Origin of the sequence: Leyella stercorea DSM 18206, assembly GCF_000235885.1 — a bacterium.
GTDB lineage: Bacteria > Bacteroidota > Bacteroidia > Bacteroidales > Bacteroidaceae > Prevotella > Prevotella stercorea.
In genome coordinates this window covers 48,618-72,635 of sequence record NZ_JH379413.1, presented here as the reverse complement: position 1 = coordinate 72,635, position 24,018 = coordinate 48,618, and the positions used below count along the sequence as shown (strand labels likewise).

The following is a 24,018-nucleotide window of genomic DNA, read 5'->3' as shown; positions in this document are numbered from 1 at the left end:
GGCAGGAATGCCGTAGCCTCCTACAGTTAGCCTTTCGTCGCAATTCTGTAGTTTTGACATGCCCGCTTGCAATAGCTGCCTATTTGTTTCGCTCCAGCCAATCGTCGATAAGCATACGTGCCAGACTCAGTTTCTCGGGTATCGTAGGCAGCGAGTGCTTGTTGAACCATCCGCCGCGCGAGAGTTCCTCGTCCTGTAGCTTCAGCTCGCCGCTCTCGTATTCGGCGAAGAAGCCCACCATCAGTCCGCAAGGGTAGGGCCAGGGCTGCGACTTGAAGTAGCGCAGGTTCTTTATAGTGAGTTGCGTCTCCTCCATCACCTCACGTCTGACCGTCTCTTCAAGCGACTCGCCCGTCTCTACGAATCCGGCTATGCAGCCGTAGAAGTCGGTCTTGAAGTTGCGCGCGTGCACCAGCAGCAGGTCGTCGCCGCGGTTTATGAGCACGATGATAGCCGTGGCGAGCTGCGGCCACACTGTCTTGCCGCAGTTGGGGCATCGCTTCGATATGTCGGTGTTCATCTCCATCGGCGCACCGCATACGCCACAGAAGCGCGTGTTGCGGTCCCAGTAGAGTAGCTCCTGCGCCTTGCCTGCCTTTAGATAGAGCGGCAGCGGGAGTTTGTAGAACGATTGGCGCAGTCCGCACATCTCGTAGCGTGGGTCGCCCCCCACCTCGTCGATGGCGAAAGCCTTCACCGGGGTGCCGTCGTCCATAGGCGAAACGTTAAGGATGTGAGTGTCTGATGTCACGCCGATGGGAGGCTGCTCGCCACTCGGAATGGTGTGAGTGCCGTCGGCGCGTCGTTCCAGAAGCACGTCTCCACGACAGAAAACAAACCAGTATGCCATATAATGTGTGTTTTAAAATTGATGTTAGTGCTACAAAGTTACTGCTTTTTATATAAAAAAAGAATGAAATCTTGTATAATCCAAAGATTTTTGTACCTTTGCAATCACTAAAACCTTTGTAGGAAGGCTACATTATGATACTATTAATCGTTACGGTATTAATTATTGGTTCTCTTCTGATTGCTACAGAAAAGTACACCAATATCAACAAAGCTGCGGTTGCCATCTTTGTAGGTACACTCGGCTGGATACTCTATGTCTGTTTCGGTGCCGACTTTGTGATGGGGCAGCACGCCGTCGACTATGCTACGTTCCTCGGTGGAGCCGAGTCGTCGTCGGCAGACGTGAAGCAGTTCATAGCCTACAACGTGTTCCTCAAGTATGTAGGCAAGGCTTCAGAGATAGTGCTCTTTTTGCTGGCTACGATGGTTATCGTAGAGATATTGCAGAACAACGGATGCTTCGACTTTATTTCACAGCTGCTGCGCACACGTAGCAGTCAGCGTATGCTGTGGACACTCTCCGTTGTGACGTTCCTCATATCAGCCAACCTCGACAACCTCACCACAACCGTTATGATGCTCACCATTATGCACGATGTCGTGATACGGCAGCGGCAGCGTGTGCTGCTCGGTTGTGCCATAGTGATATCCGCCAACTGTGGCGGTGCGCTCACCGTTATCGGCGACCCTTCGGGCATCGTTCTGTGGAATATGGGTGCCGTCACCGCCTCCAACTTCTCGGCTTCGATGGCTCTGCCCTGTCTCATAGCGTGGCTCGTGCCCATCTTTTGGATAGGCAGACAGCTACCTACACGCATCGAGACACAATGGATAGTGCTCCCGTATCGTGGCGACGACACACGTCTGAACGTATGGCAGCGCGTCGTGATGCTTTTCGTGGGCATCGGCGGACTATGGTTTATCCCCACGTTCCACAGCATCACGAAACTCAGTCCGTTCCTCGGAGCACTCTGCGTGCTCTGCGTTCTGTGGATAGTGAACGAGATTGTGAACCGCAAACTGATGAACACCGACGAGATGATACAACGTCGTGTGCCGCGCGTGTTGCAGTACGGCGTGATACAGATGATGCTCTTCGTGCTCGGCATAATGCTCATCGTAGGTTTCGTGAGAGAGACCGGTGTGGCAGCGTACATGGCGCAGTTAGTTGACCGATACATGAGCAATCTGCTCGTGCTCGGATTTTTCACACAGATGCTCAGCAGCGTGCTCGACAACTTTATGTCGCTCATGACGATGGTGTCGCTGCGCGATGTGGCTGACAGCGTGCAGGCGACAGTGTATGCGCAGAACGGTGCGTTCTGGAAGATGATGGCATACGCCTCGGCGGTAGGCGGCAATATCCTGTGTATCGGAAGCATCACTGGATTGGCGCTGATGAAGATGGAGCGCATACCGCTCGGCTGGTACTTCAGAAATGTGGGCTTGGTGGCATTCGCAGCTGCCACTGTAGGACTCGTCGCTATGTACATCATGCTGATGTAAGGCGGGGAGAGCTCGCTATATATATATAATAAGGTGAAAAAAGAACCCAAAACCAATATAATAATTTGATAACAATGGCAAGAATAAAGACAATCGGTGTGCTCACCTCAGGTGGCGATGCACCGGGAATGAACGCCGCCATCAGAGCGGTGACACGTGCAGGTATTTGTAACGGATATAATATAAAAGGCATCTATCGAGGATACGACGGACTTATCAATGGCGAGATAGAAGACTTCACTACAGAGAACGTGAGCGGCATCATCATGTCGGGCGGTACAATCCTGAAGACAGCACGCTCAAAGGAGTTCATGACAGACGAAGGCAAGGAGAAGGCTTACCAGCAGATGCAGGCACACGGCATCGACGCCCTCGTCGTCATAGGCGGTAACGGCTCGCTCACCGGCGCAATGGAGTTCGCTAAGAAGTACGACGTCTGCTGCATCGGTCTGCCAGGCACAATCGACAACGACCTCTACGGCACCGACTCTACAATCGGATATGACACCACAATGAACACCATCGTAGAGTGTGTAGACCGCATCCGCGACACAGCGCAGAGCCACGAGCGCATCTTCTTCATCGAAGTGATGGGCCGCGACGCAGGCTTCCTCGCACAGAACTCAGCCATCGCAAGCGGCGCTGAGGCTGCCATCATCCCCGAAGACTCTACCGACGTCGACCAGTTGGCACGCTTCATGGAGCGCGGCATACGCAAGTCGAAGAAGAGCTGCATCGTCATAGTGTCTGAAAGCCCGAAGTGCGGCGCCATGTACTACGCAGAGCGCGTGCGCAACGAGTTCCCGCAGTACGACGTGCGCGTGTCTATTCTCGGCCACTTGCAGCGCGGCGGACGCCCGTCGGCACACGACCGCATCCTCGCATCGCGCACCGGCGTTGGCGCTATCGAAGCAATCATGCAGGGACAACGCAACGTGATGATTGGCGTGCGCAACAACGAGATTGTCTACGTGCCACTGAGCGAGGCTATTCGCAGCGACAAGCCGTTCGACCGCAAGCTCATCCAGGTGCTCGACGAGCTCAGTATCTAACAATAGTGGTAAAAACCCACCACGGTATTGGTTGATTTGGTGCAAGAAAGTACAATAAATATTAAATAGTTTTTTCTATAACGATATAGTTGTTATATTTGCAGCGGAATTAAAAATTTAAATAAATATAGTATGTCACAACTCAATGGGCACATCTCACAGATTATCGGTCCTGTTATCGACGTTTACTTCGATACGGCTGGTAAGAACGCAGAAGAGGTACTGCCTAAAATACACGAAGCGCTGAAGCTCAAGCGTCCTAACGGACAGGAGCTTATCATTGAGGTTCAGCAGCACATCGGTGAGGATACGGTTCGTTGCGTAGCAATGGACAACACCGACGGTTTGCAACGCGGTTTGGAAGTGGTGCCTACAGGCAACGCTATCCTTATGCCGGCAGGTGAACAAATCAAGGGCCGTATGATGAACGTAATCGGTCAGCCTATTGATGGTATGAGCAAGCTCGATATGGAGGGCGCTTATCCTATCCACCGCGAGGCACCGAAGTTCGAAGACCTGTCTACACACAAGGAGATGCTCGCTACGGGTATCAAGGTCATCGACCTCCTCGAGCCTTACATGAAGGGTGGTAAGATCGGTCTGTTCGGCGGTGCCGGCGTAGGCAAGACCGTGCTCATCATGGAGCTTATCAACAACATCGCCAAGGGACACAACGGCTACTCGGTGTTCGCCGGCGTAGGCGAGCGTACACGTGAGGGCAACGACCTTATCCGCGACATGCTTGAGTCGGGCGTAATACGCTACGGCGAGAAGTTCAGAAAGGCTATGGAGGAGGGCAAATGGGACCTCTCGCTTGTCGACCCAGAGGAACTAAAGAAGAGTCAGGCGACACTTGTCTACGGACAGATGAACGAGCCGCCAGGAGCACGTGCTTCTGTTGCGCTCTCAGGACTTACCGTGGCAGAGGAGTTCCGCGACCATGGAGGCAAGGACGGCGAAGCAGCCGACATCATGTTCTTCATCGACAACATCTTCCGCTTTACACAGGCAGGTTCTGAGGTGTCGGCTCTGCTCGGCCGTATGCCGTCAGCTGTGGGTTATCAGCCTACACTTGCCAGCGAGATGGGTAAGATGCAGGAGCGCATCACCTCTACAAAGAAGGGTTCTATCACATCAGTACAGGCGGTGTATGTGCCAGCCGACGACTTGACAGACCCGGCTCCTGCCACAACATTTACACACCTCGACGCAACAACCGAGCTTTCGCGTAAGATCACCGAGCTTGGTATCTATCCAGCTGTCGACCCGTTAGGCTCTACATCGCGTATCCTCGACCCGCTCATCGTGGGCAAAGCTCACTACGAGTGCGCACAGCGCGTAAAGCAGATTTTGCAGCGCTACAAGGAGTTGCAGGACATCATCGCCATCCTTGGTATGGACGAGCTCTCTGACGAGGACAAACTCACCGTGAACCGCGCACGTCGCGTTCAGCGCTTCCTCTCACAGCCGTTCGCCGTAGCCGAGCAGTTCACCGGCATACCGGGCGTGATGGTTTCTATCGAGGACACCATCAAGGGCTTCAACATGATTCTCGACGGAGAGGTAGACAACCTGCCGGAGCAGGCATTCCTCAACGTGGGAACCATTGAGGACGCTATTGCTAAGGGTAAGCGACTGCTTGAGGCAGCCAAGGGTTAACATCATCATTAATGTTTTGTATCTATGAGTTTGAATTTGAAAATCGTTTCCCCCGAAAAGGTGGTATTTGACGGAGCAGTGGAGCGCGTTGTCGTTCCCGGCACAAGCGGCGAGTTCGAAATCCTCGTCAACCACGCGCCTATCATTTCCACACTCGAAAAGGGAAGGCTGGTCTATCAAGACTCTGAAGGCAGACACGAACAGATGGTTAACGGCGGTTTCGTCGAAGTGCAGAAGAACAACGTGAATATCTGTGTTGAACTCTGACGAAACGTACAATGACATGTTGAAAGAAGAAATCAAAGGCATCAGTCGCCGGTACATACTGCAGTCGCTTTGCCTCCTGGCAGTTGTCACGCTGATACCCGTACTGCTCTCATTGCTGACAAACGTAGGCAACCTTACAGTGCCTACCATTGTCGCATTGTCGTTCGCAGTGGTGGTGGAGTCGGTCGATGCTCTCGTATGGGGCAAGGTGCGACAGGCAGGCGACGACGGCTTGCCCACATTCTACACCGCAGTGTCGGGCTTTCGTATGTTGTTGGCATTGGCAACCTTAGTTGTGTGCTACTTCGTGGTAGGTCGTGACGCGATGATGGAGTACTGCCTGGTGTTCATGGGTTACTATTTTGCCATAATGATACACAACTCAGTGTTCTTCGCGCGCATATCAAATTCTCACACATCGTGTGACAATGAAAACAAATAAAATAATGAAACAGATAAGGTCATTAATCGTACTCCTGGTGGTGATGCTCATGCCACTCGCGGCTAACGCCTCGCATCAGAAAGAGGGACAGATCGACATACCAGAGATGGTTCTTGAGCACCTTTCCGACTCATACGAGTGGCATATCGCTTCGTATGAAGGAAAGAGTCTAAGCATACCATTGCCTATAATCGTACGCAGTTCGGCTACAGGCGACTGGACGCTGTGTACTGCGGAGAATCTGCCCGCCAACTACTTCTTTGACGCTGAGCATCATGGCAAGATCTACGAGAAGATGCCCGACGGCACAAGCGTAAGACCGCTCGACCTGAGCATAACAAAAACCGTAGCACAGATATGGATTGTTGTGTTCGTGCTCATTGCGGTGTTCCTCTATTGTGCACATTGGTACAAGAACAGAGACGAGAAGAGCGAGGCTCCGAGAGGATTTGTCGGTTTGATGGAGATGTTCGTTATGACTATCTACGATGATGTTATCAAGGCAGCAATCGGCGAGAAACGCTTCAAGCCGTTCGCTCCATACTTGCTCACAGTGTTCTTCTTCATCTTCACAACCAACTTGTTGGGACTCCTCCCGATATTCCCCGGCGGAGCTAACGTGACTGGCAATATCAACATCACGTTCTTCCTCGCTATGTGTACGATGATTGCCATCAACCTGTTCGGCAACAAGGAGTACTGGAAGGATATCTTCTGGCCGCACGTACCGGTGTTTCTGAAGGCTCCGGTGCCGTTGATGCCAGTGATAGAGTTCTTCGGCGTGTTCACAAAGCCGTTTGCCCTCATGGTGCGTCTCTTTGCCAACATGATGGCAGGACACGCAATCATCCTTAGCTTCACTTGCGTGATATTCCTCGGATGGTCGCTTGGTGTGGGTTATGGTATCGGACTGAACACAGTGAGCATCATCATGATGCTGTTCATGAACATGCTTGAGGTGCTTGTAGCATTCGTTCAGGCTTATGTCTTCACGCTGCTGAGTGCGGTCTTCATCGGACTGGCTCAGAAAGACGAGGAGGCAGAGGCTTAAAAGCTTAAGAGAATAAATATTAACAGTAAAAAATAATAATTTAAAAAACTAAAGAACTATGATTATTTCATCACTTTTGGCTGCTGAAGGTCTGGCACAGCTGGGCTGCGGTCTCGGAGCAGGTATTGCAACAATCGGCGCAGGTTTGGGTATTGGTAAGATTGGTAGCAGCGCAATGGATGCTATCGCTCGTCAGCCAGAGGCTACTGGCAAAATCCAGACAAACATGATTCTTACCTCTGCTTTCGTAGAGGGTTGTGCTTTGTTTGCCATCGTAGCTTGCGCCTTCCTTATCAAGTAGGAACAGGTCATCGTGTAAATTATAGCAAATGAATTTTGATACATTACCATCAATACTAACTCCTGAACTCGGACTCCTCTTCTGGATGCTGCTGGCATTTCTGGTGGTCTACTTCGTACTGTCGCGCAAGGGTTTCCCTGCCATTATTGCAATGGTAGACAAGCGCAGCAAGTACATCAACGAGAGCTTGAAGAAGGCAGAACAGGCCGCTTCACAACTCGAGAACATCAAGCAAGAGAGTGAGGCTATGCTTCAGGAAGCACGAGAGAAGCAAGCCTCTATACTGAAAGAGGCTGCTACCACTCGTGATGCTATTGTGGAGAAAGCTCAGGAGAAGGCGCGAGAGGAGAGTGCACGCATCCTTAGTGAGGCGAAAGCCGAAATCGAGGCGCAGAAGCAAGCTGCTATCAGCGAGCTCCGCGAGCAAGTAGCCATATTGAGTGTTGAGGTTTCGGAGAAGATTCTCAGAAAGAAGCTCGGCACTGATGCAGCACAGATGGATTATATTAATCAGATGCTTGACGAGGTTACATTAAATAATAAATAAGTGTAGGCTATGGATTTAGGATTAATATCGGTAAGATATGCTCGAGCCTTGCTTAAGGCTGGCATTGAGGCAGGTGTGTCCGACCGTGTGTACAACGATATGCTCACGGTGTTGGAAAGCTATGCCAAGGTGCCGCAGTTCAAGGCTACCATAGACAATCCGATGCTGTCGAGACAGCAGAAAGGAGACTTGCTGATAGCTGCGGCAGGTGGCGCTTCATGCGAACTCACACGTACGTTCTTCGGACTCGTACTGAAGGAGGGACGTGAGCGTATCATGCAATTTATAGCTAACTCGTTTATTACGTTGTACAGAAAGCATAACAATCTAATTAGTGCTAAATTAACTACCGCCACAACTCTCGACTCGCAGACAGAGGCTAAGTTGCGTCGGTTGGTAGAAAGTAAGACAAATGGCACTGTTGAGTTTAAGACCAATGTGAAGCCCGAACTCATAGGCGGATTCGTACTCGAGTACGACACCTATCGCATGGACGCAAGCGTGAAGTCGCAGCTCAACACCATATTGTCGCAGCTTAATTAAATAAAGATTAATTTCTATGTCAGATAAAATTAAACCAAGCGAAGTGTCACAGGTGCTCCTCGAGCAGCTTAAGGGCCTTAACAACGGCAATAAGTTCGACGAGGTGGGCACTGTGCTCGAAGTGAGCGATGGCGTAGCGCGTATCTATGGTTTGCGCAACGCTGAAGCCAACGAGCTTCTCGAATTCGAGAACGGCACAATGGCTATCGTGATGAACCTTGAGGAGGACAACGTAGGTTGTGTGCTTCTCGGTTCTACCGACGGCATCAAGGAGGGCATGGTTGTGAAGCGTACAAAGCGTATTGCGTCAATCAACGTGAACGACAATATGCTCGGTCGTGTCATCAATCCTCTTGGTCAGGCCATTGACGGCAAGGGCGAGATAGACCTTACCGACTCTTTTGAGATGCCGCTGGACCGCAAGGCACCTGGTGTGATCTATCGCCAGCCGGTGAAGGAACCGCTGCAGACAGGTTTGAAGTCGGTCGACTCGATGATTCCTATCGGACGCGGTCAGCGTGAGCTTATCATCGGCGACCGTCAGACCGGTAAGACTGCCATTGCTGTCGACACCATCATCAACCAGAAGAGTTTCTACGAGGCTGGTAAGCCCGTATATTGTATATATGTGGCAATCGGACAGAAGGCATCTACCGTTGCGGCTCTTGTTGAGAACTTGAAGCAGCATGGTGCTATGCCTTATACCATCGTTGTTGCGGCTACGGCTGCCGACCCGGCTGCCATGCAGTACTACGCACCGTTCGCCGGTGCGGCTATCGGCGAGTACTTCCGCGACCGTGGCTACTCGGCTCTCGTAGTGTACGACGACCTCTCGAAGCAGGCTGTTGCCTACCGTGAGGTGTCGCTCATCCTGCGCCGTCCTTCTGGACGTGAGGCTTACCCGGGCGACGTGTTCTACCTGCACAGCCGTCTGTTGGAGCGTGCTGCACGCATCAACGACCAGCAGGAGGTGGCAGAGCAGATGAACGACCTGCCGGAATGTATGAAGGGACACGTGAAGGGTGGTGGTTCGCTCACCGCGCTTCCTATCATCGAGACTCAGGCTGGTGACGTGTCGGCTTACATCCCGACCAACGTTATCTCTATCACCGACGGTCAGATCTACCTCGAGAGTGACCTCTTCAACCAGGGCTTCCGTCCTGCCGTCAACGTAGGTATCTCCGTATCACGTGTAGGTGGCTCGGCTCAGATCAAGAGTATGAAGAAGGTTGCCGGTACGCTGAAGATCGATATGGCTCAGTATCGCGAGCTTGAGGCATTCTCCAAGTTCTCAAGCGACATGGATGCCGTGACAGCCATGACTATCGACCGCGGACGTAAGAACAACCAGCTCCTCATACAGCCTCAGTATTCACCGATGCCTGTAGGCGAGCAGGTAGCTATCATCTATTGCGGTACGCACGGATTGATGCACGCTGTGCCAGTAGAGAAGGTGCGTGAGTGTCAGGATGCCTTCCTTGAGAAGATGCGCTCTGTTCATCAGGACGTTATCGAAGCACTCGGAAGTGGTAAGCTTGACGATCAACTCACCGCTGTCATCGAACAGACAATGGCAGACATCGCTGGTCAGTATAAAAACTAATTGCTTATGCCGTCGCTCAAAGAGATTAAAAACCGAATATCATCTGTCAACAGCACCCGCAAGATTACGAGTGCGATGAAGATGGTGGCTTCCTCGAAGCTGCATCATGCGCAGACAATGATTGAGAATATGCTTCCTTACGAGACACTCCTGGAACATATCCTCAAGACATTCCTTGCATCGGAGACCGATGCACGCACGGTGCTCAACGAGGTGAGACTGGTGAAGCGCGTGGCATTGGTGGTATATGCGTCTAACAGCAGCCTGTGTGGAGGTTTCAACGCCAACGTTATACGCCTCCTGCAGCACGTAGTGGACGAGTACGCCGAATTGGGTAAGGAGAACATCGTAATCTACCCGATAGGTCGCAAGGTGGCTGAGAAGGCGGTTAAGATGGGGCTTAACGTGGCTGGCGACTTCACTGCGCTTGCCGAGAAACCCAACGCCAACGACTGCATCACCATAGCGCGCGAGCTGGGCGAGAAGTTTATCAGCGGCGAGTACGACCGCGTAGAGATGATCTACCACCACTTCAAGAGTGCTGGTTCGCAGATTCTCACACGCAAGCCGTTCCTGCCGATTGACATCGAGGAGGAGCTGAAGCGCGACCACGAGCGCGACCTGACATCCAACGTCATTACAAAGAAGGCGCAGGAGTACATCAAGCGCAAGGAGGAGGAGAGGAAGAGTGAACACAAGGAGGCCGTTCCGCTGAACGACAACTTCCTCGTAGAACCGGACATGAACACCATGCTCACGAAGCTCATCCCGAAGTACTTGCACCTGATGGTGTACACGGCACTGCTTGACAGCATCGCCAGCGAACACGCCGCACGTATGGTTGCCATGCAGACCGCTACGGACAATGCCGACGAGATTTTGCGCGAGCTCAATCTGCAATACAACAAGAGTCGCCAGCAAGCCATCACGAGCGAGCTGCTCGACATCGTTGGTGGCAGTGTCAACAACTAAAGGCGCAAGCTCCAGCAAATACTATAATACAGAAAGGAGAAGTCAATCAATGGCTTCTCCTTTCTGTTTTTTGTTTATATATTAAGGCATTACCAGTAGGCTATTGGCTTTTTATGCACGTAAACCGCAGCAATACCATTTATTTTCTGTATATTTGCATGTCAATGCGGGTTTATCTCAAGATATAATGACCATTGTATTATGTTTCTGCCATCCGCACCGACCGATGCAGACATCCGCACCGACCGACGCAGACATCCGCACCGACCGACGCAGACGTCCGCACCGACCGACGCACGCCATCAGAGGTGCGACATTACATGCTCATTCTATCACGACACACCCCAAACAGTAGCAAAATTATATTCAGAATAATAACTAATCTCAAAACAATAACAATGAACGTAAGACATTATCTGCTTTCTTCAGGTCTGCTCTTCTGTGCACTCACCGCTTCTGCGCAGCGTAGTATGCAGGCAGAGGAGTTCCCGTTGGGTCAATACGAGGAGCTGACGGACACCAAGCCGCACGACGCGGATGCCAAGTGGGCTGCAATGAAGTCGCCCGTAATGCTCAGTTGGGCATCAACCGACGTGCGCTACGGCAAGCATCATGTGCCGCAGCTTGCGAAACTCAGCAACGCTTGCACGCTGAAAGCGTGGCGTGGCGAGCGCATAAATGCACAGGCTGTACTTTGGACGAATACTGATCTGAACGATGTGGAGATGCTCGTGAGCGACCTGCGTTCGGGCGCAAATGTCATTCCGGCCTCGAAGGTGCGCTCCCACTTCGTGCGCTACGTGATGACCGACGAGTTGAACAAGGACGGCAAGGGCGGCTGCGGATGCCGCGAGAACAAGGCGGAGTGGGACTCGTCTATCGTTGCCGACGCGCTCGACATCAACAAGTGGCTGCCCGTGCAGCGCAAGACGGCGCAGCCTCTGTGGGTGAACGTGTGGGTGCCGGAGGACGCTAAGCCCGGCACATACACCGGCACAATCACCGTGCGTGGCGGCGGTATGGACGACAAGGTGCTCAATCTCAGCCTACAGGTCGTGAACCGCACATTACCCAGTCCGCGCGAGTGGCACTTGAACCTCGACCTGTGGCAGAACCCGTATGCCGTAGCACGCTACTATAAGGTGCCGTTGTGGAGCAAGGAACACTTTGATGCAATGCGTCCGATAATGAAAATGGTGGCTGATGCCGGACTCTCGTCCATAACAGCCAGCATTATGCACAAGCCGTGGAACGGACAAACCGAGGATCACTTCGACAGTATGGTGACACGCATCAAGCGTTTGGACGGTTCATGGAAGTACGACTATGCGGTGTTTGACCGCTGGGTCGACTTTATGATGAACGAAATCGGCGTGAAGGGACTCATCTCCTGCTACACCATGATACCCTGGGAGCTGAGCTTCGACTACTACGACGAGGCTACCAACCGCGTACAGTTCATCAAAGCAGAGCCCGGCGACGAGGCATACGCCGAGTACTGGGGTAGTTTCTTGCGCGATTTCGCCCGCCATCTGAAGCAGAAAGGCTGGTTCGAGAAGACCGCCATCTCTATGGACGAGCGCTCGATGGAGGCAATGAAGGCGGCTATAAAGGTGATAAAGGACGCCGATCCCGACTTCAAGATTACGCTTGCCGGTAACTATCACGACGAGATACAGGCCGATCTCTACTATCTCTGCATCCCTTACGGTGCACGCTTCCCGGAGAACGTTCTGAAGGAGCGCCGTGCGAAGGGACAGATCAGCACCTATTACACTTGCTGCACGGAGCCGTTCCCCGGCACATTCTCGTTCTCTAACCCTGCCGATGCTGCATGGATAGGCATACATGCCGTAGCAGGCGACTACGACGGCTATCTGCGCTGGTCGGTAAACAGCTGGACTCGCGACCCGCTGCGCGATTCGCGCTTCCGTACATGGGCTGCCGGCGACACATACAGCATCTACCCGGGTCCGCGCAGCAGCATACGCTTCGAACGCCTCGTAGAGGGATTGCAGGATGCCGAGAAGATTTGGCAGTTGCGCAACCACTACAAGAAAACGGGCGACAAGAACCGTCTTGCACGCCTTAACAAGAAGCTTGCTGAGTTTACACCTGCCAATATGACGGCTGAAAAGGAGCGCAATGCTGGCGTAATGGTGCGCGAATTGGAGCGATTGTTGAATGAATAGAAATACCAGTAGAGAGGGGGTAAACTAACAATTTACTCCCTCTTATCATATCCTTGCATTTTAGCAATGATTTATCCTTACATGTTAAACAATTTGTGGGTGCCCCCGAATTGTAGAATAGTAAAATCCTTTGCTTTATTTTCTATTGAAAATAGCAATAACGTATTTGATTATAGCACAATACAAAACTTTAGCGTGTGGCGGTAATAATTGTATTAATAATTTGGTTTGGTGAAATATTTTTTGCTATCTTTGCAAAATAGATACATATAAATATATAACTCTCAAACAATAATGAACACAAGTAGGGTAGATATTATTATTCCAGTTTATAATGTTGAACCATATTTGCGACGTTGTCTTAATAGTGTTTTAAAACAAACGTATAAGCATTGGCGTGCTATCTGTATTGATGATGGTTCTACAGATGGTTGTCCTGCTATACTTGAAGAATATGCAGCAAAAGACTCTCGCTTTATGGTGGTTCATCAAGCAAATGGTGGACTCTCTCATGCCCGTAATGAAGGCATGGCTATCGCTGATGCCGAGTATATAATGTTTGTGGATTCGGACGATTTTATACATCCACAGACCTTGGAGCTTGCCGTTAAGCTAATAGAGCGTGACGGTACGGATATGGTGAGTTGGTATAAAGATGTTATATATATAAACATTCAGCTACGCTTGATGCATAAGTTGAAAATGAACACTATCAATGTCCGTCCATGGCGTATCCCGTTTAGGTGTAGCCTTAAACTATCGAAATCAGTAATTACTGACGATGCTTTGAAACATGCTTCCGACTGGCGCCATCCTGATATCAAATATCCGATAAAACATAACTACGTTTGGCGCCATCTGTTTAAACGCTCTTTGATAAAGGATATAAAGTTTATCAAGGGATTGAAGTATGAAGATATTCCCTGGTGGTCGGAGTTGTTGGTAAAACCTGTGAAAGCTACAATTACTCATCTTCCGCTTTATTACTATTACGTCAATCATAAATCAATATCGAAAGCTACGGGAGGGGTAGAACGTCTGATGTCTCAGCTTAAGGGCCTCCATTATGCACAGAAGCTATATGAAGAAGCTGGCAACATGGAGCGTATGCGTTTGTGGAGTCGTAATATAAAATGGGCAATTCTAACGGGTAGTTCAAGGGTTTTGTATAAAATGGGAGAAGGACCACAAACGGATAGTCTGGTGAAGTACATTACAGATTTGGCAAAGACCGGTTTCTTCGATGATGCTATAGGAACGAGGGAGAATATTGCAAAAGAGTTGTATTATACAGTAGCAAAAGGACTACGACCAGTTAAAACAGATTGATTATTAAAAACAAATCGCACGAGTATTACATATGTAATCTTCGTGCGATTTGTGTATTGTTATTTCTCAAACTGCGACTTCTTCGGGAATTGTCGGTCGAGGAATTCTATGGCAGCTTTTCTGTCTGCGTCGTTAGCAAACTCCGAATCGTTCATGCAGAAGAATACCGGATTGTATCGTTCAAACTTCTCGTAAAGTTTGTGGTTGTCTATGTGTAGTCTGAACGAATGCGACTGTGATACGTAACGTAAGTGTCCCTTTTTCTCGGCAAGAGCTACGTATGAATAAACGCTTCGCTGCACATCGTCGGCAGAACGTATATGATGTTGGACCATATGGCTGAACTCCTTCTCGAACTTTCTGTTGGCAAACGTTATTGTGCTTTTCAGATACGAGTCGATGTTGTGATGAGGTTTGCATCCATAATATGTTCCGTAGTGTTTCTCTACAAGTTCTGCAGCGTTTCTGATTATTTTCAGATACATGCTCAATGGTTTGCCTACCACCCTATCTCGGAAGAATAGCGCAAGTTTGCGGAAAGGCTTGCGGTTCATGTATAGTATAGGCAGTCCGTCGGCCTCGAAGAAGGTAGCAGGACTTACCGGACGATTGATATACATGTCGTCGTTTGAGAAGAGAAAGTGTTCTGAGAGACCTGGTATTTTGTCAAGATAATGTTCTATCAATGTAGAGTTGAAGCAGGGCAGGCTCTCCTCGGGCATAATCTCCTTGTGGTCTACCACGTGCACCTTCGGGTTCGACGTGTCGAGCCATTCGGGCACCTGTTCGTCAGTTACGATGAATATTTTGCGAATCCACGGAGCGTACTTCTCTATAGATCGTAAGCTGTACTTTAGCTCGCCGCTGTCAGCATAGCGTCCAGCACAGTTCTCCTGTTTATCAGTAGGCTTACCGATGCAGGCGTTGCGCTTTGCTATCCATTTCGGGTCGTTGCCGTTGACCCAAAGATATACTAAGTCTATATCCATAATCCTAATTCTTTTTACTGTTTTTCTACAAGTCGTTTAATCTCTGGGAAGTGCTCGCATATGGCGTTGAAAGCCTTCACGTTGCGGTCTGTGCCGGTCTTGAAGTTTGTTGTTTTCAGCGAGAGTTCCTTAGGCTTGTGTTGTCCGCGCGGCTTGTTATGTCCGAACGGCACGGGTACTACGGGGAAGCCGTTTGCCGCTCCTGCCGCCCAGAACCATATGTCGTCGGTGCTTGGTGCGAGCTTTGTGAACAGCTCTACGTCCATCATGTCCGCCTTTAGCGAGTGGGGAGGGTAGAGCACGCCACCTACGCCGGTCTGGATGTTCTGGAAGCTGCGGTGTATGCGCTTGAAGAGGAAGTGATACCAGCGGTATTTGCTCCATTTCCTGTACGGCATTCCGTACTTGATGCGCTTTGCACGGTGCGCCAGTATTGCGTCGGGGATCTGTGCGTGCAGGTCGAGCAAGTCCTTCAGCATGTGTCTGTGATAATACACATCGTCGTCTACGGTTACGATGATAGCTTCGGGGAAATCAGCCAGTGCCGGTATCAGTTTGCGATAAGAGCGTATGTCGCGGTCGTAGTTGCGTATCTCGAACACGGGGTTCTGCTTTGCAAGTGCAAGCAGCGTTTCGGGCATTTCGCCTTCTGCGAATTGCGACAGCGTGACATATAGTATCAGTTTGTCGGGCAGCACACTGCCGTTGAGGAGTGAACGCACGGCTTGCTCTGCAAACTTTATGGCTGCAGGGAACGATGTCATTGAGATGACAACCTGCTGTTTATGCTTGTTTTCGGTCATAATGTGTATCGTTTATTGTTTCTCCTCAATGTCGTTGAGGTCGTACTGGTTGAAATAGTCCATCGGTACGGATGTCTTGGTGCCGCTGGCTCTGCCTCGCAGCTGCTTCTCGCGGAATTCTTCAAGCGACCTGACGGCGTAGTGGTTGATGCGTATCACGTCCTGTTGCGGTGTACGCTCTCTGAAGTTGTTCTTGATGATATTGCCGTGCGAGTCGGCAGCCTTGCCGTTGATGCGTGCCACCTCGTGGCATCCTATCATTGTGAACACCCGGCGTGGGTTCACGATGCTCTTCACGTGGCGGTTAAGGTAATGGTCGGGTAGGGAGTGGAAGCGAAATCGCTTCATTACGTCCTCATTGCTTTTCTTTTTATTGCCTCCGCTGCCGTACACAAGCCAGTTGATCTCCACCGCCGGGAATGCCTCGAAGCGCTTCAGGAAGTCGGGTATCGTAGCATCCTGTACGGGTACGATAAACTCGTCGAGGTCGATGAATGCTATCCAGCGTGCGTCGAAGCGGTGCCGCTCCAGACAGTCGTCGTAGGCTGCCAACTGCATACGATAGCCTGGCCATGGTTTGTAGTCGACAATGCCCTGCTTTATGTATGGTTCGAGTATGTCTTTAGTGTCGTCTGTGCTTTCGTTGTCGTAGATGAAGAATTGGTCTACGCCGTGAGCCAAGTGCCATTCTATCCATTCTTTGAAGTATGGGCCTTCGTTCTTGGCGATGGCGCAGATAGCCAATTGAAACTTTGGTATGGTGTGGTTTCTGCTGATTTCGCGCTTCAATCTGATTGCGTTGAAGATGCCATATCTGAGAATACCTCTCCATCTGTTGCGTGTCATCTTGTGCGGAATAACTCCTGCTATTATCTCTGCTAATACTTTGTTCATAGGCTAATCGTTCTGATTAATCGTAGGGTTTTAACGTTCGAAGCTCGATTTCTCGGGCAGGATGCTCTGGAAAGCATCTCTCAGATTTCCCATCACCTCCTCGTAGTGGCGTATGTGTACGTTGTCGTTCAGGCAGATAAGCGAGTACGACTGCTCGTAGATAGCTTTTATCGCTTTTTTTGACTTCACCATCAGTGGGAACATCTTCGTGTCCTGATATGTGTTGTAAGGCTCGAAGTTGCCCTTGCATATCTGCCATATACGGAATAGCTCAGGCGTGTAGTCGTCTAAGGCGCGGAAGCGGTTCACGGAAGTCCTTGTAAGTTCGTCGCTTTCGTTTGCCCACACCTCTTCGAAAGTGCTCTTTAGATAGGGTTGTGCGTTGTGTGGCACACGTAGCGTGATGAACTTATTATAGAAACGTAGCAGATAGTTCCAACGTGCCTTTGTGCCGTAGCTCTTGTGGAACCACTTGTCGTGCCAGCGTTTCATCACTTCCTTCTTGTCGAAGTGGCGGTTAATGAGTCGTATGTTGTTCTTTATGCGCACATACCATTGCGACCATGAGGGATTGTAGGTGAATACAGCTATGTCGCAAGGCAGACCATTCTTGAAGAAACGCTCCTTTTCAATGTGGTTGATGATGAAGAAGTCGTCGTTGAAGTAGACGAAGTGCTCCGCCAGTCCGGGTATGCGGTACATGTAGCGTTCTATCACCACCGAGTTGTATGTAGGTAGAAACTCTGTGGGTATGAAGTCCTTATGGCTTACGAGGTGTATCTTCGGATTGTTCTCGTCGAGCCAGTCGGGCTTCTGTCCGCTTGTTACGAAGTGTATCTTTCTGACCCAGGGTGCGAACTTCTCCACACCGCGGAACCAGTACTTCAGGAAGCCGTAGTCTCTGAAACGAGCTTTCGACACTCCGTTCTTCGTGTTGTCCTTGTTGCCCGAATATTTTGAAAATTCATTCTGCCATTCAGGGTCGTCCATGTTGACCCACGTAACCACAAAATCAATATCCATATTTATCTATTTAATAATGAGTAGTGTAATTGTTATTAGTTTTTTGCATATTTGAAACGATTATGTGTCCAGAGGTAACACTCGGGGTGCTTTCTGATTTCATCTTCTAAGCGTTCAAAATATAAATCTGTTAATTTGTAATCGGGTAGTGATGTTGGGTCATTGTGTAGCAGTGAGAATTCGCACTCGTAGTAGCCACGTTTCACTCTTTTCGCATTTACGAAAATAGGCATATACCCGAAGTGATTAGCAATCTTCTCTGGACCTACCAGCACCGGAACCATGTGGTTTAGGAACTTCACATAGTGTTTTATTTGTTTTCTTTTGGGTGATTGATCGGCAATGAGTGCCACCATGCACGCCCGGTTCTCGGCTTTCATGCTTGCCACGAAGCGTGCCGTATGTCGCATCTCTACGCATATATTGCCCATGCGCTCACGCATTTGTTTTATGATTTTGTCGAACGTCTCGTTGATGAGTTTGTGATATACCTGTGCACATACTACATCGTCCTTTATCCACAGACCTACGGAGGTCATCCACTCCCAGTTGCAGAAGTGCCCCATGAAGAATGCCAACGACTTTCCTTCGTCAAGCAGTTTGTTCGTTTTGTCTATATTCACGAACTTCATCCTCTTTCTCATCTCGTCGGGAGAGATTGAAGCTATTTTACTGCTCTCAAGGAGCATGTCCATAAAGAATCGGTAGAACTTCTTCTCTATCGTTATTATTTCGCTGAGGCTTTTCTCTGGGAACGACTCGGTGAGGTTCTTGCGTACTATCTCTCTACGATAACGTATGACGTAGTAGAGTGGATAATACATGATGTCAGATATGGCATATAGCATCCAGAAGGGGATGTATGACAATGTCTTTATTATGAAATATATGAAGTAATACATTCTTACGATTTGTTAATAATCTGTTTTTGCAAAATTACAACTATTTTTTCTTATTAGTGCATATTTTAGCGTATTACTGTTATATAATTTGCGTATCATTCTTTTGTCGTTACAACCATGGTGCGAGCAGATGTGCGAACCATCCGCGAAACTTTTGCCATCCTGTGCGCTCTGTCTTCCAATACTCGGGCGTGAGCATAACGCTCTTCTTCTTGTCGCGTTCAAACATATCGTTGAGTTGTCGGGTGGTGCATTGGTCGATGATGACGGCATTCTCTTCGTAATCGAAGCGCAAACTGCGTGCGTCGAGGTTTGCGCTGCCCACGGTGCAGAACTTGCCGTCTACCATTATTATCTTCGTGTGGTGGAAGCCAGGACGGTATATCCACACCTTCACACCGTGCTTCATCAGTTTGTGTGCGTTGTAGAATACGCAGTCGGGTGTGAGCGGAATGTCGCCGCGTTCCGAAATCATTACTTCTACCTGCACGCCACGTTTAGCAGCTTTGCGCAGTGCTTTCTTCACCTTCGGTATGAGTGTGAAGTAAGGGCTAATGAGTTTTATGCTGTCCTTGGCATCGTTGATGGCTCCTTCGTAGAAGGTGCGTATGATGCGGTTTGTGGTGCGTGGTTCGCGGTTGATGATGCCAACCATCTTCTTTCCAGCAGTGAGACAGGTGTCGGGCTTTAGTCCTTCAAAGTAATAGCCGCCGCGTATGCCTCGGTAGTACTTTGCGCCGTGTATGTTTTGCTTAGCGGTTTTGTTCCAGATACGCAGGAAGATGGCTTGTAGCGTGTTCACCTCGTCGCCGTCGATGCGACAGTGCATGTCGTGCCATTCGCCTACCTGGTTTGTGCCGTTGATATAGTAGTCGGCTACGTTCATGCCTCCGGTGTAGGCTATCTGTCCGTCGATGATTACAATCTTGCGGTGGTCGCGGTGAAACACCTGGTTAATCCACGGGAAGCGTAGTGGGCTGAACTCGTATATCTCGATGCCACGTTTGCGTATCGACTTCAGGTGTTTCTTCTTCAGCGGGCGGTTGTTCGAGCTGTTGCCGAAGGCATCGAACAGGGCGCGCACCTCTACGCCTTCCTTGGCTTTCTCGGCAAGCAGGTCGAAGAGCATGTTGGCGATGGAGTCGTTGCGGAAGTTGAAGTATTCAAGATGCACGCTGCTGCGTGCTTGGCGTATTGCGCGGAACATGTCGTCGAATTTCTCCTGTCCGTTCATCAGCAGCGTTACCGTGTTGTTGTGCGAGAACTTCACGCCCTCTGCGCGCAAGCGGTTTACAATAAGCGAATCGCTTGTCTGTGCCTTTGAAGTACCGAACGACAGACAAGCCACAAGCAGTAATAATAAGTATCGTTTAATCATTCTCAATGTGCAACTTTTTAGTGTGCAAAATTACTGAAAAATAGCCGATGTGCCAAGTGTTTCGATGCGATTTGTGTAATATACACCACAACTGTGGTTAGAACTTCCACTTTAGTTGCAGGTCGATGTCGGTCTTGTACGATTGGTTTATCTGTTGCAGAGCGTTTGATATGCTGTTGCGGTCGAAGTATTTCGTTGTGCCTGCCTTAGCTATTAAGACGAGGTTTTTATTGATGTCGGCGCGTAAGAATAGCGCACCACGTATGCCTTCACCGAAGAACGAGGGGAACGAAAAGTTGTAGAGTGTGGTGCGTTCGTATGCATATAGCCGTGAGTCGTAGTCGTCGGTGTGGAAGTAAGCAGCGTTGGCAGCCAATGTGAAACGTCCCAGGCGTACCGCGATTGTTTGCAATGCCATCCATCCTTTGCTCACTATTGTTGAAGAGAGGGGTGGGGTGATGAGCGTATAGGCAGCATCAATCTGTGTCTTCGTTTTCCAGATGCCACTCTCATAACCTACAGTGAGGCGTGCTCGCTGCTCATTTTTGTCGGCTAATTGGGTCTTCGCCTTGTCGTTTTCTTTGTAGTCTTTTTGGCGTAAACGCAGTCGGTAGCGTGCTGAGATTGTCCATTTGCGATTCGGCTGGAAACTGGTTTGCAGCATGTTGTCCCACGAATGTGACGGATCCGACACACCATAGCGTGGCCAAGGGTGATAAGCATAGTCGGTGTATGCCGTCAGGGTGAGTTTTGCAATTGGATGCCACGCTATGGCAGCGTACACTCCGTTTTCGTTTTGTATGTGTCCGCCGTCGCTGAACGAAGCACTGAAAAGCGAGTGGTAGCGGTAAGAGTAGAAGCGTTGTATGGCAGTGAGTTGCAGATTGTTGGTAGCTTGGAATGTTATGGTGTTGAGAGTGGCTACGGCAGCGTCACCATTCATTGCTGTTTCGCCATTGAAGCAGAAGCGATAGTGGGTGTAGGCGTAGTACAGGCTTGCATTGAAGAAGCTCATACCTTTAGGTGCATACCTTTGATAGGCTTGTGCTGTGTTTGGTTTCAGTGGGCGGTTGAAGGCTGTGTTGAAGGCTGTGGCACCGATGCGTAAACCGTTGGCTTTCCAGTTGATGTTGCCTCCGGCGACGAATTGTGAGGTGTTGTGGCGTTGTTCTATCTCGCTCTGCGTGCGGTGGTAGCCTGTGCGCAGCAGTGTCTTCACCGTGCCGTCGGCGTTGAGCGTGGCATCAACATTGCGGTATGACACGAATGCCGTGGCATCCAGATGTTTTGCTACGCCGATGGTCGTAGCCGCCCCTTGCAGATAGTAAGCCTCTGAGCGTGAAGAGTTGGCAGTGATGGCGTTGGTGGGTATTGACATGGTTGTCGTTGCCGTCTTTCCGAGCGTGAAGCCTGTGTTCATAGCCAGTCCTAAACCGAGCCTTAGCTTGTATTGTCCGAGCGCAATCGCCTTAAATCGTCCCAACTTCCTGACCAACAGATAATAGGCATAATGGTCGTAGCCCAGCTTGTTGCAGTTGGAGAAGAACGGCTCGCCTGCGTCTTGCGCTCCTGTTAGTCCTGCCTTTACGTAGTCGCCATATTTGAATGTGTATCTGAACCAATGTTTATACTTGTATCCGAGGTATCCATTGCGGTCGCCTTCGCGGTCGTATAGTGGCACTTGCGTAGCTGCCACCAGCTCGTTCTTGCCGTACTTTGCAATCTGTTTCAGCGTGGGAAACGGGCGTTCCTCGTTCGCTTCGCTGATGAAGCAAAAGCTTTCGAGCAGTTGTTTGCGTAGTGGGTCGACAGATTCAACGAGTGCAAGTTCGCCTATCGAACGCAGTGGACGATAGCGGTCGAGATATTCGGTGAGGTCTTCGCGTTGTTTGGGCGACAGGAAGAAGAGGCGTAGCAGGTCTTCGTCCGTAGCTTTGTTTAGGTCGAGTGGTGTCTGTTCGAGTTCGCAGAGTTGTTCAAACATGTCCTCCATGTCGTGCTCCTCGATGTCGTCGTAGTCGCAGAGTTGTTCAAACAGGGGCAACCATGCGTATGCCGAGTGTTCCTTGGTTTGCTGCGCGAGGCATGGCACGCCAAGGATTAAAAGGATCGATATGCAGAGGAGTCGGTTCATAGGTGTCATTAGATTGTAGTGGTTTTGTTGCAAAGGTACAAATAGTTGGTTGAAAAACGACTATATTCTGCTGTTTTATATTCCTCTTTCTTTGCTATAGAGGTTGGATGTGATAAGGTAAATAAAGTTAATAATGTATTGAAATCGTACGTATTTGCCACTTTTTAATATCAAAAATGTGTATATTTGCCGAAAATTGGCACTTGTGAGAAGTGTTGAGTGTAAAGAATAATATATAAATGGAGAAGCTATGGAGATAAAAAGAAATATAATTGATGCTTTGAAGGTGTGGAAGAACAGCCCACGTCGTAAGCCATTGGTGTTGCAAGGTGCACGTCAAGTGGGTAAGTCATGGGCATTAAAGAAGTTTGGCAACGAGTGTTTTGAGGACATTGTTTACATCAACTTCGATACCATGCCAAGTGTGAAGGAAGATTTTAAGCGCACTAAAGAGCCCTTAAAACTCGTAAAGTTGATGGAAATGATTGTAGGAAAGCCCGTTTCGCCTTCAACCACACTTATTATTTTCGACGAGATACAGGAGTGTAATGAGGCTTTAAACAGTTTGAAGTATTTTTGCGAGGATGCTCCGGAGTATGCAGTAGTATGTGCAGGCTCTCTCTTGGGTGTGGCTCTTAATCGTACTGGTTCTTCGTTTCCGGTTGGTAAGGTCGATTTTATGACACTTTATCCAGTTTCGTTTGAAGAATATCTTCAAGCTGCTGACGAAAGATTGTATCGTGCTTATCAGATGATTGATGAGATAATGGCTGTGCCTGAAGTGATTCATCAACAGTTGATAGATGCCTATAAGGTCTATTTAGTTTTAGGAGGGATGCCAGAGGTTGTGAGTACATATTTAGATACTCGAAATTGGAGTGATGTAAAGACTGTGCAAGGTGCCATTTTGCAATCTTATTCGTTGGATTTTGCTAAGCATATTAGCAATAAGGATATTCCGCGAGTGTTTCAGGTTTGGGGCAATTTGCAAGACCAATTGGCACGTGAGGACAAGAAGTTTCGCTATGCTGATATCCAAAAGGGTGGAAGAGCACGTGAGTATGAGGGTGCTATAGAGTGGCTTTGTTTGGCAGGATTGGTGTATCGGGTGTCGGCAATAGAAACTCCACGTTTGCCTCTTTCGGCTTATAAGAAGAGTAATGCGTTTAAACTTTATCTTAATGATGTGGGATTGTTAGGACGTAAGTTCGATCTTGATGCAACCACTGTATTGATGGGTGATAATTTATTTACCGAGTTTAAAGGTGTTATAGCGGAGAATTACGTATTGCAGTCTTTGGTACGGCAGTTTGGCAATCAGCATTATTATTGGACTTCTGGCAATACGGCAGAGGTTGAGTTTGTCTTGCAAGATACAGGGCGGATTATACCAATAGAGGTGAAGGCTGATAAGAATGTGACAGCGAAGAGTCTTGCTTATTATCGTAAGCAATATACCCCTCAACTGTCTATTCGGCTGTCTATTCTCAATATGAGGAAAGATGGCGATTTGCTCAACTTGCCTCTTTACTTGGTAGACAAGCTAAAGTTTTTTTGTAGCTTATAGTTTGTGCTTATT

23 protein-coding genes are annotated in these 24,018 nt (G+C 49.4%); 15 read left to right on the top strand and 8 right to left on the bottom strand.

The features are described 5' to 3' along the window. Positions 1-79 precede the first annotated feature (79 nt). A complete protein-coding gene (gene nudC, locus HMPREF0673_RS05750; protein WP_007899307.1) occupies positions 80-850 on the bottom strand; it encodes an NAD(+) diphosphatase in 771 nt (256 codons plus the stop codon). Between the two features lie 134 nt (positions 851-984). Here nudC and HMPREF0673_RS05745 point away from each other — a divergent pair, with 134 nt between their 5' ends. The 14 genes from HMPREF0673_RS05745 (at position 985) to HMPREF0673_RS05685 (ending at position 14,316) form a co-directional block, all read left to right on the top strand. Next, a complete protein-coding gene (locus HMPREF0673_RS05745) occupies positions 985-2,358 on the top strand; it encodes an SLC13 family permease (RefSeq protein ID WP_007899306.1) in 1,374 nt (457 codons plus the stop codon). 74 nt (positions 2,359-2,432) lie between these two features. After that, positions 2,433-3,410 (top strand): 6-phosphofructokinase, encoded by a 978-nt coding sequence (pfkA, locus tag HMPREF0673_RS05740; protein WP_007899305.1) that lies wholly within the window; start codon positions 2,433-2,435, stop codon positions 3,408-3,410. 132 nt (positions 3,411-3,542) lie between these two features. Further along, positions 3,543-5,069, top strand: coding sequence for a F0F1 ATP synthase subunit beta (gene atpD, locus HMPREF0673_RS05735; RefSeq protein WP_007899302.1), 1,527 nt, complete (start codon positions 3,543-3,545; stop codon positions 5,067-5,069). Between the two features lie 24 nt (positions 5,070-5,093). Further along, complete coding sequence (gene atpC, locus HMPREF0673_RS05730) at positions 5,094-5,336, top strand: ATP synthase F1 subunit epsilon (protein WP_007899301.1); 243 nt, start codon at positions 5,094-5,096, stop codon at positions 5,334-5,336. Positions 5,337-5,352: 16 nt separating this feature from the next. Then, a complete protein-coding gene (locus HMPREF0673_RS05725) occupies positions 5,353-5,778 on the top strand; it encodes a hypothetical protein (RefSeq protein ID WP_007899300.1) in 426 nt (141 codons plus the stop codon). Between the two features lie 4 nt (positions 5,779-5,782). Further along, complete coding sequence (gene atpB / locus HMPREF0673_RS05720) at positions 5,783-6,829, top strand: F0F1 ATP synthase subunit A (protein WP_040596501.1); 1,047 nt, start codon at positions 5,783-5,785, stop codon at positions 6,827-6,829. 58 nt (positions 6,830-6,887) lie between these two features. After that, entirely contained in the window at positions 6,888-7,130 is a 243-nt protein-coding gene (atpE, locus tag HMPREF0673_RS05715) for an ATP synthase F0 subunit C (RefSeq protein WP_007899298.1), read from the top strand. A 28-nt stretch (positions 7,131-7,158) separates the two neighbouring features. After that, complete coding sequence (gene atpF / locus HMPREF0673_RS05710) at positions 7,159-7,677, top strand: F0F1 ATP synthase subunit B (protein WP_007899296.1); 519 nt, start codon at positions 7,159-7,161, stop codon at positions 7,675-7,677. A 9-nt stretch (positions 7,678-7,686) separates the two neighbouring features. Next, entirely contained in the window at positions 7,687-8,220 is a 534-nt protein-coding gene (locus tag HMPREF0673_RS05705) for a F0F1 ATP synthase subunit delta (RefSeq protein ID WP_007899294.1), read from the top strand. A gap of 16 nt (positions 8,221-8,236) precedes the next feature. After that, positions 8,237-9,823 carry a F0F1 ATP synthase subunit alpha gene (gene atpA, locus HMPREF0673_RS05700; protein ID WP_007899292.1) on the top strand — a complete coding sequence of 529 codons (1,587 nt, stop codon included), beginning with the start codon at positions 8,237-8,239 and terminating at the stop codon, positions 9,821-9,823. A gap of 6 nt (positions 9,824-9,829) precedes the next feature. Beyond that, complete coding sequence (locus HMPREF0673_RS05695; protein ID WP_007899290.1) at positions 9,830-10,795, top strand: F0F1 ATP synthase subunit gamma; 966 nt, start codon at positions 9,830-9,832, stop codon at positions 10,793-10,795. Positions 10,796-10,982: 187 nt separating this feature from the next. Beyond that, positions 10,983-11,150, top strand: coding sequence for a hypothetical protein (locus HMPREF0673_RS14200; RefSeq protein WP_157591642.1), 168 nt, complete (start codon positions 10,983-10,985; stop codon positions 11,148-11,150). A 43-nt stretch (positions 11,151-11,193) separates the two neighbouring features. Next, positions 11,194-12,987 (top strand): DUF4091 domain-containing protein, encoded by a 1,794-nt coding sequence (locus HMPREF0673_RS05690; RefSeq protein WP_040596499.1) that lies wholly within the window; start codon positions 11,194-11,196, stop codon positions 12,985-12,987. 294 nt (positions 12,988-13,281) lie between these two features. Then, positions 13,282-14,316 carry a glycosyltransferase family 2 protein gene (locus HMPREF0673_RS05685; RefSeq protein ID WP_050804951.1) on the top strand — a complete coding sequence of 345 codons (1,035 nt, stop codon included), beginning with the start codon at positions 13,282-13,284 and terminating at the stop codon, positions 14,314-14,316. Positions 14,317-14,375: 59 nt separating this feature from the next. Here HMPREF0673_RS05685 and HMPREF0673_RS05680 read toward each other — a convergent pair whose 3' ends face one another. The 7 genes from HMPREF0673_RS05680 to HMPREF0673_RS05650 form a co-directional block, all read right to left on the bottom strand. Further along, positions 14,376-15,305 (bottom strand): Stealth CR1 domain-containing protein, encoded by a 930-nt coding sequence (locus HMPREF0673_RS05680; RefSeq protein WP_007899274.1) that lies wholly within the window; start codon positions 15,303-15,305, stop codon positions 14,376-14,378. Positions 15,306-15,319: 14 nt separating this feature from the next. Further along, on the bottom strand, positions 15,320-16,108 hold the full coding sequence (locus tag HMPREF0673_RS05675; protein WP_007899272.1) for a hypothetical protein: 789 nt from the start codon (positions 16,106-16,108) through the stop codon (positions 15,320-15,322). 12 nt (positions 16,109-16,120) lie between these two features. Then, complete coding sequence (locus tag HMPREF0673_RS05670; RefSeq protein ID WP_007899270.1) at positions 16,121-17,002, bottom strand: glycosyltransferase family 92 protein; 882 nt, start codon at positions 17,000-17,002, stop codon at positions 16,121-16,123. Between the two features lie 30 nt (positions 17,003-17,032). Further along, positions 17,033-18,025 (bottom strand): stealth family protein, encoded by a 993-nt coding sequence (locus HMPREF0673_RS05665; protein ID WP_007899269.1) that lies wholly within the window; start codon positions 18,023-18,025, stop codon positions 17,033-17,035. A 35-nt stretch (positions 18,026-18,060) separates the two neighbouring features. Beyond that, positions 18,061-18,927, bottom strand: a complete 867-nt coding sequence (locus tag HMPREF0673_RS05660; RefSeq protein WP_007899267.1) for a lysophospholipid acyltransferase family protein — start codon at positions 18,925-18,927, stop codon at positions 18,061-18,063. Positions 18,928-19,036: 109 nt separating this feature from the next. Continuing rightward, entirely contained in the window at positions 19,037-20,305 is a 1,269-nt protein-coding gene (gene cls, locus HMPREF0673_RS05655; protein ID WP_007899265.1) for a cardiolipin synthase, read from the bottom strand. Positions 20,306-20,402: 97 nt separating this feature from the next. Continuing rightward, entirely contained in the window at positions 20,403-22,448 is a 2,046-nt protein-coding gene (locus tag HMPREF0673_RS05650; protein ID WP_050804950.1) for a hypothetical protein, read from the bottom strand. 241 nt (positions 22,449-22,689) lie between these two features. Here HMPREF0673_RS05650 and HMPREF0673_RS05645 point away from each other — a divergent pair, with 241 nt between their 5' ends. Further along, positions 22,690-24,006, top strand: a complete 1,317-nt coding sequence (locus tag HMPREF0673_RS05645) for an ATP-binding protein (protein WP_007899262.1) — start codon at positions 22,690-22,692, stop codon at positions 24,004-24,006. Positions 24,007-24,018: the final 12 nt, after the last annotated feature.